The sequence below is a fragment of the Pseudomonas sp. D3-27 genome (assembly GCF_051132165.1).
Classification (GTDB): domain Bacteria; phylum Pseudomonadota; class Gammaproteobacteria; order Pseudomonadales; family Pseudomonadaceae; genus Aquipseudomonas.
The window spans coordinates 4,462,542-4,475,016 of record NZ_CP071667.1 but is presented as its reverse complement, the minus strand read 5'-3'; the positions used below and the strand labels follow the sequence as shown (position 1 = coordinate 4,475,016).

Genomic DNA, 12,475 nt, shown 5'->3' with positions numbered 1-12,475 from the left:
CCAGACGTCGGTCGACCCTAAAAAAAGCCAACAGGGGTCGGCAATGCCTCAAAAGGGTGCGACAGGGCTCAAGCTCCGACACAACAAGAGCAAAACTGGAGGTTTGAATGAAGTTACTGAAATCCACCCTGGCAGTCGTGACTGCAGCAGCAGTCCTCGGCGTCAGCGGGTTCGCTCAGGCGGGTGCAACCCTGGATGCCGTGCAGAAGAAAGGTTTTGTGCAATGTGGTGTAAGTGATGGCTTGCCGGGCTTCTCGGTGCCAGATTCCACCGGCAAGATCGTCGGTATCGACGCTGACTTCTGCCGTGCCGTTGCCGCTGCGGTATTTGGCGATGCGACCAAGGTCAAGTTCAGCCAGTTGAACGCCAAGGAGCGCTTCACCGCGCTGCAATCGGGCGAAATCGACGTGCTGTCGCGCAACTCCACCATGACCAGCTCCCGTGATGCGGGCATGGGCCTGAAGTTTCCTGGCTTCATCACCTACTATGACGGCATCGGTTTCCTGGCCAACAGCAAACTGGGCGTCAAGAGCGCCAAAGAACTGGACGGTGCAACCATCTGCATCCAGGCCGGTACCACCACCGAACTGAACGTATCCGACTACTTCCGCGCCAACGGCCTGAAGTACACCCCGATCACCTTCGACACCTCCGATGAAAGCGCCAAGTCGCTGGAATCCGGTCGTTGCGACGTGCTGACCTCCGACAAGTCCCAGCTGTTCGCCCAGCGCAGCAAGCTGGCCTCGCCAAAGGACTACGTGGTTCTGCCGGAAACCATTTCCAAGGAGCCTCTGGGCCCGGTCGTGCGTAACGGCGACGACGAGTGGCTGGCTATCGTGCGTTGGACTGGCTTCGCCATGCTCAATGCCGAAGAAGCAGGCGTGACTTCGAAGAACGTCGAAGCCGAAGCCAAGTCCACCAAGAACCCTGACGTCGCTCGTATGCTGGGCGCTGACGGTGAATACGGTAAAGACCTGAAGCTGCCTAAGGACTGGGTCGTGCAGATCGTCAAGCAAGTCGGCAACTACGGCGAAATGTTCGAGCGCAACCTCGGCAAAGACACCCCGCTGCAAATCGATCGCGGTCTGAACGCTCTGTGGAACGCAGGCGGCATCCAATACGCACCACCAGTGCGCTGATGGTTCTATCACCCGGTGGGCCAACCACCGGGTGATGTTCTGTTCCATTCTTTGCGGGGCACTTCATGCAAAATTCAATCGGCGCACCTAAGCAGAGGTTCAGCCTCAGCGATCCACGAGTGCGTGCGTGGGTATTTCAGATCGTCACCATCGTGGCGGTCATCTCGCTGGGCTGGTTTCTGTTCGATAACACACAAACCAACCTGGAACACCGGGGCATCACGTCCGGTTTCGGTTTTCTGGAGCGCAGTGCCGGGTTCGGCATCGCCCAACATCTGATCGACTACACCGAAGCGGACAGTTATGCCCGCGTCTTTGTCATCGGTCTGCTCAACACCCTCCTGGTGACCTTCATTGGCGTGATCCTGGCGACCATCCTGGGGTTCATCATCGGCGTCGCACGCTTGTCGCAGAACTGGATCATCTCCAAGCTGGCGACCGTCTATGTGGAGGTTTTCCGTAACATCCCACCGCTGTTGCAAATCCTGTTCTGGTACTTCGCCGTATTCCTGACCATGCCGGGACCACGGGCTGCCCACAATTTCGGTGACACGTTCTTCGTCAGCAGCCGGGGCCTGAACATGCCGGCGGCGCTGGTGGCCGATGGGTTCTGGCCGTTCGTGATCAGCATCGTGCTGGCGATTGTCGCGATCGTGCTGATGACGCGCTGGGCCAACAAGCGCTTCGAAGCGACGGGCGAGCCGTTTCACAAATTCTGGGTCGGCCTGGCGCTGTTCCTGGTGATCCCGGCAATCTGCGCTTTGGTCTTCGGGGCGCCTGTGCATTGGGAAATGCCACAGCTCAAGGGCTTCAACTTCGTCGGCGGCTGGGTGTTGATCCCGGAGCTGCTTGCGTTGACCCTGGCCTTGACCGTGTACACCGCGGCGTTCATCGCCGAGATCGTGCGCTCGGGCATCAAGTCGGTCAGCCATGGCCAGACCGAGGCGGCCCGTTCCCTGGGGCTGCGCAACGGTCCGACCTTGCGCAAAGTCATCATCCCGCAAGCCCTGCGTGTGATCATTCCGCCGTTGACCAGCCAATACCTGAACCTGGCGAAGAACTCTTCCCTGGCGGCTGGTATCGGTTACCCGGAAATGGTTTCGCTGTTTGCCGGCACGGTGTTGAACCAGACCGGCCAGGCCATCGAGGTGATTGCGATCACCATGAGCGTGTACCTGGCGATCAGTATCAGCATTTCCTTGCTGATGAACTGGTACAACAAGCGCATTGCGCTGATCGAGCGGTGAGGAAACGCGCATGACATCTCATACTTTCAAACCCGACATGCCACCGCCGAGCAGCAGTATCGGCGTGGTGGCATGGATGCGCGCCAACATGTTCTCCAGCTGGCTCAACACGCTGTTGACGTTGTTTGCGTTCTACCTGATCTACCTGATCATTCCGCCGATCCTGCAATGGGCGATCCTGGATGCCAACTGGGTCGGCACCACCCAGGCCGACTGCACCAAGGAAGGCGCTTGCTGGGTGTTCATCCAGCAGCGTTTCGGCCAGTTCATGTACGGCTATTACCCGACGGGCCTGCGCTGGCGTGTGGACCTGACCGTGTGGCTGGCCGTGATCGGCGTGGCGCCACTGTTCATCTCGCGCTTCCCGCGCAAGGCGATCTACGGCCTGAGCTTCCTCGTGCTGTACCCGATCATCGCCTGGTGCCTGTTGCACGGCGGCGTGCTGGGCCTGGATACCGTGGCGACCAGCCAGTGGGGCGGCCTGATGCTGACTCTGGTGATCGCCACCGTCGGCATCGCCGGAGCCTTGCCGCTGGGTATCGTCCTTGCGCTTGGCCGTCGCTCCAACCTGCCGGCGATCCGCGTGGTCTGCGTGACGTTCATCGAGTTCTGGCGCGGCGTGCCGTTGATCACAGTGCTGTTCATGTCCTCGGTCATGCTGCCGTTGTTCCTGCCTGAAGGCATGAACTTCGACAAGCTGCTGCGGGCGCTGATCGGCGTGATCCTGTTCCAGTCGGCCTACGTGGCCGAAGTGGTTCGCGGTGGCCTGCAAGCGATTCCCAAGGGGCAGTACGAAGCGGCCGCGGCGATGGGCCTGGGGTACTGGCGCAGCATGGGCCTGGTGGTTCTGCCGCAAGCCCTGAAAATGGTGATCCCGGGGATCGTCAACACGTTTATCGCGTTGTTCAAGGACACGAGCCTGGTGATCATCATCGGCCTGTTCGACCTGCTCAACAGCGTGAAACAAGCTGCCGCCGACCCGAAATGGCTGGGCATGGCCACTGAAGGCTATGTGTTCGCCGCCCTGGTGTTCTGGATTTTCTGTTTTGGTATGTCCCGCTATTCCATGCATTTGGAACGCAAGCTGGACACTGGCCACAAGCGTTAGGAGTTGACTCATGAGTGAAGCGATCAAACAGCCTGTGAGCCCTGAAGGCATTATTCAGATGCAGGGCGTGAACAAGTGGTACGGCCAGTTCCACGTGTTGAAAGATATCAACCTGAACGTCAAGCAGGGCGAGCGCATCGTGCTGTGCGGCCCGTCGGGTTCCGGCAAGTCCACGACTATCCGCTGCCTCAACCGCCTGGAAGAGCACCAGCAGGGTCGCATCGTGGTCGACGGCGTCGAGCTGACCAACGACCTCAAGCAGATCGAAGCGATCCGCCGTGAAGTCGGCATGGTGTTCCAGCACTTCAACCTGTTCCCGCACCTGACCATCCTGCAGAACTGCACCCTGGCGCCGATGTGGGTGCGCAAGATGCCCAAGCGCAAGGCCGAGGAAATCGCCATGCATTACCTGGAACGCGTTCGCATTCCAGAGCAGGCGCACAAATACCCGGGTCAGCTCTCCGGTGGTCAGCAACAGCGCGTGGCGATCGCCCGTGCCCTGTGCATGAAACCGAAAATCATGCTGTTCGACGAACCGACCTCGGCCCTCGACCCGGAAATGGTGAAAGAGGTTCTGGACACCATGATCGGCCTGGCCGAAGACGGCATGACCATGCTCTGCGTAACCCACGAAATGGGCTTCGCCCGTACCGTGGCGAACCGTGTGATCTTCATGGACAAGGGTGAAATCGTCGAACAGGCCGCGCCGAACGACTTCTTCGACAACCCGCAGAACGACCGCACCAAGCTGTTCCTGAGCCAGATCCTGCATTGATCTGATCAGGCGGCGAAATAGACCCGGACTTGTCCGGGTTTATTTTTGTCCGCAGGTCAGAGATCCGCCGTGTCGCGTTCCCCATGGCGACTCGACAGCAGTCGCTGCAAATCGGCTCCGTCACTCAGCGCAACGACCTCAGCCATCAGATGCGGATGGCGATCAAGCAGCCGCATCAGCACGAACAGCGATTGAGCCGGGGCGACTTCGCCGCGCTCATAGCGGGAGAAGGCGTTGTGTCCGCCTCCCGACAACAGCTTCACTGCGTCTTTTTGCGTGAGGTGCAGTTTGCGCCGGATGCGTTTGATTTCCGCACCTATGGCCAGCGCATAATCTTCGAGCAACAGGTCGCTGGCCTTGGAGTAACGCTCGGCACTGTCAGTGTCGTGATCGAATTCGATTTCCCCGCAGATCCGGCATTCCCATCCGGCGATGTCGGATACTTGCCGGGTAACCTGCTTATAGTCGACCGCAAATGTGCGGCCTTGGAAGTGATGCATCGCTTCGAGAGTGCCGCAGCTGACGCATTGCTGGGTTTTCATTGGTTTTTCTCCTTGAAGGAGATCACCGGATGCCCACCGCCGGGGCGATAGGACACTTTGATGTAGATCTCCCGATCCTGAAATGTTGTGTGATAGACGTCTTGCCAGATTCGGTGATCGGCGTAGGTCGTCATTGATTTGTGCAACATTCTGTATTCGAGCAATTGAACGATTCGCAGCATTTGGGGAAGACTCAGCGACATCCTTCTGCCGCCCTCCCGCGCACTTAGCGTGAAGGCCTTGCTTCCCAACCTGCGAGTCTCGACCTTGACCACCGCCAGGTCGTAATGGGGTGTGCTCTTTTCCATAAGAAGTCATTTGCCCTGTTTCTGAAATTACCCATATTGGGTAATTATGTCCAATCGAAATTTCAGGATCTTTTACCTCCAATAAAACGTAGGCGGTTGCTGTCCTACACGAAGCTGAATAACATGTCAGAAAATTCATCCCATGATTGGATGAAAAGGCGAAGCCCATGTCCGACATTTCTCCATTGATAAAGCGCTCGTTGGTCGATCAGGCCCTGGAGCAATTGCGCCAACGCATCAGCGACGGCGTGTGGGCCGTCGGCCAGCGCCTGCCCACCGAGCCGGAGCTGGTTGCCGAGTTGGGCATCAGCCGCAACACCGTGCGCGAAGCCATGCGCGTGCTGGCGTTTTCCGGGTTGATCGAAATCCGTCAGGGCGACGGCAGCTATGTGCGGGCGGTGGTCGATCCGCTGGACACGCTCAAGGCGTTGTCGCGCTGCTCACTGGAGCAGGCGCGGGAAACCCGGCACATCCTGGAAGTGGAGGCCATTGGCCTGGCGGCGCTGCGGCGCACCGAGGCGGATTTGGCTGCTTTGCGCCAAGCGTTGAAAACCAGCGGCGAGCATTACCACGGCGACCTGGAGCACTACATCGCCTGCGACCTGATTTTCCATCGGCTTCTGGTGGATGCCGCGCATAACCCGGCCCTCAGCGAGCTCTATCGTTATTTTTCCAGCGTGATCGGCGCGCAGTTGCGCCAGAGCCTCAACGTCATTCCTCGCCATCAACACGTGTTTGACCTGCATGTCGAAATCCTCGACGCCGTCGAACGACAGGAGCCGGAGCGGGCCAAGGCCCTTTGCCGGCAGTTGATCAATGAACCCTGAACCAGAGCTTTCCATGTCCCGCGACCCGCTTGACCACGCCACCGCGACGACGCACAAACGCGCCGCCGAACTCGAAGAACTGCTGATCGACGCCGAAGCCGACGATGAGCAAGCCCAACAGAACCATCCATTGGCGCGCCGGCCCTGGCTGTTGTTGCTCGGGCTGATTCTGGTGGCGCTGAACCTGCGTCCGGCTCTGTCGAGCATGGCGCCGCTGCTCAGTGATGTTTCAAAAAGCCTTGGACTGTCGGCTGCCCAAGCGGGCCTGCTGACTACGCTGCCCGTGCTTTGCCTGGGGTTGTTTGCACCGCTGGCTCCGGTTCTGGCTCGGCGTTTTGGTGCTGAGCGCGTCGTGTTGGGGATTTTGCTCACGTTGGCTGGCGGGATCATTCTGCGCAGTTCTTTCGGCCAGTTCGGGCTGTTCGCCGGTAGCATCCTGGCGGGTGCCAGCATTGGCGTGATCGGCGTGCTGCTGCCGGGCATCGTCAAGCGCGACTTCGCCAAACAGGCTGGGGCCATGACTGGTGTCTACACCATGGCGCTGTGCCTGGGCGCCGCGATGGCGGCCGGGGCTACGGTGCCTTTGAGCGAACGAATGGGCGATAGCTGGTCGCTTGGCCTGGGTTTCTGGATGCTGCCTGCGCTATTGGCCGCGGTGTTCTGGTTACCGCAAGTTGGGCACAAGCACGGCGCTCACAACGTGGCCTATCGTGTCCGCGGTCTGCTGCGTGATCCGTTGGCCTGGCAGGTGACGTTGTACATGGGGTTGCAGTCTTCCCTGGCCTACATCGTATTCGGTTGGCTGCCGTCGATTCTCATCGGCCGGGGCCTGACGCCAACCCAGGCCGGGCTGGTGCTGTCCGGTTCGGTGATCGTGCAATTGATCAGCTCGCTGGCGGCGCCATGGCTGGCAACGCGCGGCAAGGACCAACGGCTCGCCATCGTGATTGTGATGGTCATGGCCCTCGGCGGTCTGTTCGGTTGCCTCTATGCCCCTATCGAGGGCCTGTGGGGCTGGGCGATCTTGTTGGGGTTGGGGCAGGGCGCGACGTTCAGCCTGGCCCTTACCCTGATCGTATTGCGCTCGCGCGATGCCCACGTGGCCGCGAACCTTTCGAGCATGGCCCAGGGTTTTGGTTACACGCTGGCGTCCCTGGGGCCGTTCGCGGTGGGCGTGGTACATGACTGGACTGGCGGCTGGAGTGCTCTGGGCTGGATCTTCGGCGTGATTGGCCTGGGGGCGATCATCGCGGGAATCGGTGCCGGTCGGGCTCTGTACGTCGGCGCGGTCAGCGAAAGGGTCACCGAGCCTCATTGATATCATTTTCATGGCGAATGACGATGGTCTTCCCGGCGGCGGGGGATTATTGTGCAGGCCTGTCGAACCGTTTCCCGGAGCCTGTCCATGAGTGATGCCCATAACGCCCTGATCACCCGTTTCTACCAGGCCTTCCAACGCTTGGATGCCGAGGCCATGAGCGCTTGTTATACCGATGACGTGGTGTTCAGCGATCCGGCGTTCGGCGAACTGCGCGGGCGCGATGCCGGTGACATGTGGCGCATGTTGACCACTCGGGCCAAGGATTTTTCCCTGACGTTCGACAACGTGCGCAGCGACGAGCGCAGCGGCGGCGCCCATTGGGTGGCAACGTACCTGTTCAGCCAGACCGGCAATATCGTGGTCAACGATATCCAGGCGCGCTTTGTGTTTCGCGATGACAAGATCTGCGAGCACCACGACAATTTCGATCTGTGGCGCTGGTCTCGCCAGGCTTTGGGCGCCAAGGGTCTCTTGCTGGGCTGGACGCCGCTGGTGCGCAACGCAGTCAGGGCGCAGGCCCTCAAGGGGCTGCGGGCATTCCAGGCCAGTCGCTGATAAGATCGCGGCTTGTTTCCTACCTGCTTGTTGAACATCCGTGACGACCGCCAACGAATCTTCCGAGCTGTGCGTGCCCGAGGCGACCGAGCCGGGCAAGCCCTGGTTCGTCTACCTGGTGCGGGCCGCCAATGGCTCGTTGTACTGCGGCATCAGCGATGACCCGGTGCGGCGCTTCGCCAAGCATCAAAGCGGCAAGGGCGCGCGCTTTTTTCTTTCCAGCCCGGCAGTGGCGCTGGTGTACACCGAAGCCTGCCGCGACAAGGGCGAGGCCCTGCGCCAGGAACGGCTGATCAAGAAGCTCAGGAAGAGCGCCAAGGAATGCCTGGTAGCCAGCGCAACGGCTCTTGATCAACCGCGCTGATAGTCCTTCATCACGCCGGTAGGCTGTTGTTCCTTGGCGCGCTAAAGTGCGGGACTTCCTACCTGCATTGGCGAATCTCATGTCAGAGCTGATTCTTCACCATTACCCGACCTCTCCTTTCGCGGAAAAAGCCCGCCTGCTGCTGGGTTATAAAGGCTTGGCCTGGCGCTCGGTTAACATCCCGCCGATGATGCCCAAGCCCGACCTGACCGCGCTCACCGGCGGCTACCGCAAGACACCGGTCCTGCAAATCGGCGCGGATATCTATTGCGACACCGCCTTGATGGCCCGTCGGTTGGAGCAGGAAAAAGCCTCGCCGGCGCTGTTCCCTGAAGGTCGTGAAATGATCGCGGCGTCCTTTGCGGCGTGGGCCGATTCGGTGGTGTTCCAGCATGCGGTGAGTCTGGTGTTTCAGCCGGAGTCGGTGGCGGTGCGTTTTGCCAAGTTGCCGCCTGAAGCGATCAAGGCGTTCATCAGCGACCGCGCTGGCCTGTTCAGTGGCGGCACGGCCACGCGCTTGTCCGCCGAGCAGGCCAAGCACCAATGGCCGACGATCATGGCGCGGCTTGAGCAGCAGTTGCAGCGCGAAGAGGGGGATTTCCTGCTGGGTGATCCTTCGATTGCCGACTTTGCCATGGCTCATCCGCTGTGGTTCCTCAAAGGCACGCCGGTGACCTCGCCGCTGGTGGACGTATATCCGGCTGTTTCGGCATGGCTCGCGCGAGTGCTGGGTTTCGGCCACGGCGCGTCGAGCCAGATGAGTGCCGAAGAAGCCTTGGGGGTTGCCCGCAACGCGACACCGGCTGCGCTGCCGGATGAGTCGTTCGAAGAGCCTGACGGGTTCACGGCAGGGCAGCAGGTAACCATCGCCGCGACGGACTATGGTGTCGATCCGGTGGCTGGGGAGTTGCTGTTTGCCGGTCGCGAGGAATTGATTCTGCGTCGCGAAGATGAGCGTGGCGGGGTGGTGCATGTGCACTTTCCGCGGTTTGGATTTCGGGTCGAGACCCGATGAACAACGAATGATCTTGTGGGAGCGAGCTTGCTCGCGATGGGCCAGGGCAATCAATATTGATGTTGAATGTCAGTCCGCTATCGCGAGCAAGCTCGCTCCCACAGGGGGGGGTTGTTCACAGGATCTGCGTTTGCCGCTAATCACTGTGTAGGAGCGAGCTTGCTCGCGATGAGGCCCTTAAGCCTATATTGCGGGCACTTCTTCAGCACCCTGTCTGCATCAGTTGCGACGCTTGAGCTGATCAGTCAACGAAGTCGGCAACCCCTTGATGATCAACGTCCCAGCCTCTTCGTCATACTCAATCTTCGAGCCCAGCAAGTGCGCTTCGAAGCTGATGGACAAGCCTTCGGCGCGGCCGGTGAAGCGGCGGAACTGGTTGAGGGTGCGTTTATCCGCCGGGATCTCCGGCGACAGGCCGTAGTCTTTGTTGCGGATGTGGTCGTAGAAGGCTTTCGGGCGATCTTCGTCGATCAGTTCGGAGAGTTCTTCCAGCCCCATCGGCTCGCCGAGCTTGGCCTGGCTGCTGGCATAGTCCACCAGGGTCTTGGTTTTTTCCCGGGCATCGTCTTCCGGCAGGTCTTCGCTTTCGACGAAATCACTGAAGGCCTTGAGCAGGGTGCGGGTCTCGCCAGGGCCGTCGACGCCCTCCTGGCAGCCGATGAAGTCGCGGAAGTACTCCGAGACTTTCTTGCCATTCTTGCCCTTGATGAACGAGATGTACTGTTTGGATTGCTTGTTGTTCTGCCATTCCGACACGTTGATCCGCGCCGCCAGGTGCAACTGGCCCAGGTCCAGGTGGCGGGACGGGGTCACGTCCAGCTCGTCGGTGACTGCCACGCCTTCGCTGTGGTGCAGCAGGGCGATGGCCAGGTAATCGGTCATGCCCTGTTGGTAGTGGGCAAACAGCACGTGGCCGCCTACCGACAGGTTGGACTCTTCCATCAGTTTTTGCAGGTGTTCCACCGCCACACGACTGAAGGCGGTGAAGTCCTTACCGCCGTCCAGGTACTCCTTCAGCCAGCCGCTGAACGGATGCGCGCCGGACTCGGCATGGAAAAATCCCCAGGCCTTGCCTTGCTTGGCGTTATAGCTCTCGTTGAGATCGGCGAGCATGTTCTCGATGGCCGTGGATTCGGCGAGTTCAGAGTCGCGGGCATGAAGCACAGCAGGCGTGCCGTCGGGTTTTTTGTCGATCAGGTGGACGATGCAATGACGGATCGGCATGGATTTCTCGGCTGGTGAAAGAGAGGAGGGCGCGCTCCCCGAAAAAGGGCTCAGTGTACCGCAATCACTGGTTTTGCAACGCGTCGAAGGCCCTTTCAGACCCTTTCGACACCCTGCGAGCATTTTTTTACCGATTTAGCGCAATAAAGCTGACCAAATGGGTAGGTAGAGGCGGATATTTCACAGGCGTTGTGCTAGTTTTGCCCGGTCTTACGCGATGTCACTGCGTTAAGCGTGCATTCAGCATTTGTCAGGTCGAACCAAACCCGGATTTCGGCATCTATTACCCCGATCCGTCGTGGTGATGACCGAGGGCGGCTGATCAGACAGATCGGGCTCGATGGCTGACACTGCACTCTGCAATCCATATGAATTTGATAGGGAAGGAACACTACATGGCTCTTACTAAAGACCAACTGATCGCTGATTTGGCTGAATCTGTAGACGCACCTAAAGCTACCGTGCGTGCTCTGCTGGACCAACTGGGCCAAGTCGTTGCCGATCAGCTGGAAAACGGCGGCGAACTGACCTTGCCAGGCGTTGGCAAGCTGAAAGTCACCGAGCGTCCTGCCCGTACCGGTCGCAACCCTTCGACTGGCGCAGCCATCGAAATCCCGGCCAAGAAAGTGATCAAGCTGGTTGTGGCCAAAGGCCTGACCGACGCGGTCAACAAGTAAGACCGCCCGATAAAAGCCGTGCCGCGGAGCGATCCGGGCACGGTTTTTTATTGCCTTGGAAAAACCAGTGAGACGGCAATGCTGTCATAGTAAACCCGTGGCGAGGGAGCTTGCTCCCGCTGGGCTGCGCAGCAGCCCCAACTGCGAGTACTTTGTATTGGGTGGCTTCACTCAGCCCTTGCGAACCCAACGCGACTGGCGCCAAGCCTGTTGCTGTGCCTCGGTCTGGAAGGTCCAGGCCACGAAGCGGCTCTGTTTTTGTCCCTGGGACATTTCCACCACCTGACTATGCAAGGCCCCCGCCTTTTTCAGCGCTGTCTCGATGGCCGGCAGGTTCGACGCCTTCGATACCAGGGTGCTGAACCACAACACTTGGCCCGCCACCTGTGCGCTTTCGCTGATCAGTTGCGTGACAAACCGCGCCTCGCCGCCCTCGCACCACAACTCCGCCGCCTGGCCGCCGAAGTTCAGCACCGGTAACTTGCGCTTTGGATCCGCTTTGCCCAGCGCGCGCCATTTGCGCTGGCTGCCCTTGGTCGCTTCTTCCAGGGAGGCGTGGAACGGTGGGTTGCACATCGTCAGGTCGAAGCGTTCAGCGCTTTCCAGAAGGCCCAGCAGAATCTGCTTGCGGTTGGTTTGCTGACGCAACTGGATGGCCTTGTTCAGCCCGTTGGACTGCACGATGGTCGTGGCCGAGGCAATCGCCGTCGGATCGATCTCCGAGCCGAGGAAATGCCAGCGGTAATCGCTGTAGCCGATCAGCGGATAGACGCAATTGGCGCCGGTGCCGATATCCAGCACCTTTACCGCAGCCCCGCGGGGGATTTCACCTTCGTTGTGGCTGGCGAGCAGATCGGCGAGAAAATGCACATAGTCCGCACGCCCTGGCACCGGCGGGCACAGGTAGTCAGCGGGAATGTCCCAATGCGCGATGCCGTAAAACGATTTGAGCAGCGCCCGGTTGAACACCCGCACGGCTTCAGGGCTGGCGAAATCGATGCTTTCCTTGCCGTAGGGGTTGATGATTACGAACCGCGCCAGTTCGGGCGTGCTCTTGATCAGCGCCGCAAAGTCATAACGGCCCTGGTGGCGGTTGCGCGGGTGCAGGCTGGCTTTCTCCCGTGGCGCCTTGGCCTCGGTGGCAGGCTTGGGCTTCTGGCGGGCAGGCTTGGGTGTGCGAGGGGCGGTCATGGGCGGGTCGATTCGGGGCTGGTCAAAAAGTGGCGAGCATTGTCCCACATCTGGTCCGTTCTTGATGACTGCGCGAGTTAAATGTGGGAGCGAGCAAGCTCGCTCCCACAGGGGGGCGATACCTGAAAGAAAAGTGGCAGGCATAAAAAAGGAGGTCCAGCCGGACCTCCCTTTTCATTGCG

At 59.9% G+C, this 12,475-nt stretch carries 14 protein-coding genes; 10 read left to right on the top strand and 4 right to left on the bottom strand.

Features of this window, described 5'->3' with window-relative positions:
* The first annotated feature begins 107 nt into the window (after window positions 1-107).
* The 4 genes from J3P92_RS20255 to J3P92_RS20240 all read left to right on the top strand — a co-directional run bounded on the left by J3P92_RS20255 (window position 108) and on the right by J3P92_RS20240 (window position 4,269).
* Window positions 108-1,139, top strand: coding sequence for an amino acid ABC transporter substrate-binding protein (locus J3P92_RS20255; RefSeq protein WP_186610954.1), 1,032 nt, complete (start codon window positions 108-110; stop codon window positions 1,137-1,139).
* Window positions 1,140-1,204: 65 nt separating this feature from the next.
* Window positions 1,205-2,386: an amino acid ABC transporter permease gene (locus J3P92_RS20250; RefSeq protein ID WP_420765378.1), complete on the top strand. Its 1,182-nt coding sequence runs from the start codon at window positions 1,205-1,207 to the stop codon at window positions 2,384-2,386.
* 10 nt (window positions 2,387-2,396) lie between these two features.
* Window positions 2,397-3,494, top strand: a complete 1,098-nt coding sequence (locus J3P92_RS20245; RefSeq protein ID WP_434648839.1) for an amino acid ABC transporter permease — start codon at window positions 2,397-2,399, stop codon at window positions 3,492-3,494.
* 10 nt (window positions 3,495-3,504) lie between these two features.
* A complete protein-coding gene (locus J3P92_RS20240) occupies window positions 3,505-4,269 on the top strand; it encodes an amino acid ABC transporter ATP-binding protein (protein WP_003178331.1) in 765 nt (254 codons plus the stop codon).
* Window positions 4,270-4,325: 56 nt separating this feature from the next.
* Here the strand turns inward: J3P92_RS20240 and J3P92_RS20235 are convergent, their stop codons facing one another.
* Both J3P92_RS20235 and J3P92_RS20230 read right to left on the bottom strand, forming a co-directional pair.
* Complete coding sequence (locus tag J3P92_RS20235; protein ID WP_420765376.1) at window positions 4,326-4,811, bottom strand: type II toxin-antitoxin system MqsA family antitoxin; 486 nt, start codon at window positions 4,809-4,811, stop codon at window positions 4,326-4,328.
* On the bottom strand, window positions 4,808-5,119 hold the full coding sequence (locus J3P92_RS20230; RefSeq protein WP_420765375.1) for a type II toxin-antitoxin system MqsR family toxin: 312 nt from the start codon (window positions 5,117-5,119) through the stop codon (window positions 4,808-4,810). The genes J3P92_RS20235 and J3P92_RS20230 overlap by 4 nt, the downstream gene beginning before the upstream one ends.
* Window positions 5,120-5,286: 167 nt before the next feature.
* Here J3P92_RS20230 and J3P92_RS20225 point away from each other — a divergent pair, with 167 nt between their 5' ends.
* The 5 genes from J3P92_RS20225 to J3P92_RS20205 all read left to right on the top strand — a co-directional run bounded on the left by J3P92_RS20225 (window position 5,287) and on the right by J3P92_RS20205 (window position 9,201).
* Window positions 5,287-5,946 carry a FadR/GntR family transcriptional regulator gene (locus tag J3P92_RS20225; protein ID WP_434648837.1) on the top strand — a complete coding sequence of 220 codons (660 nt, stop codon included), beginning with the start codon at window positions 5,287-5,289 and terminating at the stop codon, window positions 5,944-5,946.
* Window positions 5,936-7,264, top strand: coding sequence for a CynX/NimT family MFS transporter (locus J3P92_RS20220; RefSeq protein WP_434648835.1), 1,329 nt, complete (start codon window positions 5,936-5,938; stop codon window positions 7,262-7,264). Before J3P92_RS20225 ends, J3P92_RS20220 begins: the two co-directional genes overlap by 11 nt.
* Before the next feature lie 87 nt (window positions 7,265-7,351).
* Window positions 7,352-7,822: a nuclear transport factor 2 family protein gene (locus J3P92_RS20215; RefSeq protein WP_420765372.1), complete on the top strand. Its 471-nt coding sequence runs from the start codon at window positions 7,352-7,354 to the stop codon at window positions 7,820-7,822.
* Between the two features lie 40 nt (window positions 7,823-7,862).
* Window positions 7,863-8,186 (top strand): GIY-YIG nuclease family protein, encoded by a 324-nt coding sequence (locus tag J3P92_RS20210; protein ID WP_420765371.1) that lies wholly within the window; start codon window positions 7,863-7,865, stop codon window positions 8,184-8,186.
* A 79-nt stretch (window positions 8,187-8,265) separates the two neighbouring features.
* The gene (locus tag J3P92_RS20205) at window positions 8,266-9,201 is read left to right on the top strand and encodes a glutathione S-transferase family protein (RefSeq protein WP_434648833.1); all 936 of its coding nucleotides are present in this window, start codon (window positions 8,266-8,268) and stop codon (window positions 9,199-9,201) included.
* Window positions 9,202-9,420: 219 nt separating this feature from the next.
* Here J3P92_RS20205 and yejK read toward each other — a convergent pair whose 3' ends face one another.
* A complete protein-coding gene (yejK, locus tag J3P92_RS20200; protein ID WP_014340016.1) occupies window positions 9,421-10,425 on the bottom strand; it encodes a nucleoid-associated protein YejK in 1,005 nt (334 codons plus the stop codon).
* 395 nt (window positions 10,426-10,820) lie between these two features.
* Here yejK and J3P92_RS20195 point away from each other — a divergent pair, with 395 nt between their 5' ends.
* On the top strand, window positions 10,821-11,102 hold the full coding sequence (locus J3P92_RS20195; protein ID WP_030139622.1) for an HU family DNA-binding protein: 282 nt from the start codon (window positions 10,821-10,823) through the stop codon (window positions 11,100-11,102).
* Window positions 11,103-11,273: 171 nt separating this feature from the next.
* Here J3P92_RS20195 and rlmF read toward each other — a convergent pair whose 3' ends face one another.
* Window positions 11,274-12,293 (bottom strand): 23S rRNA (adenine(1618)-N(6))-methyltransferase RlmF, encoded by a 1,020-nt coding sequence (gene rlmF, locus J3P92_RS20190; RefSeq protein WP_434648830.1) that lies wholly within the window; start codon window positions 12,291-12,293, stop codon window positions 11,274-11,276.
* Between the last annotated feature and the right edge of the window lie 182 nt (window positions 12,294-12,475).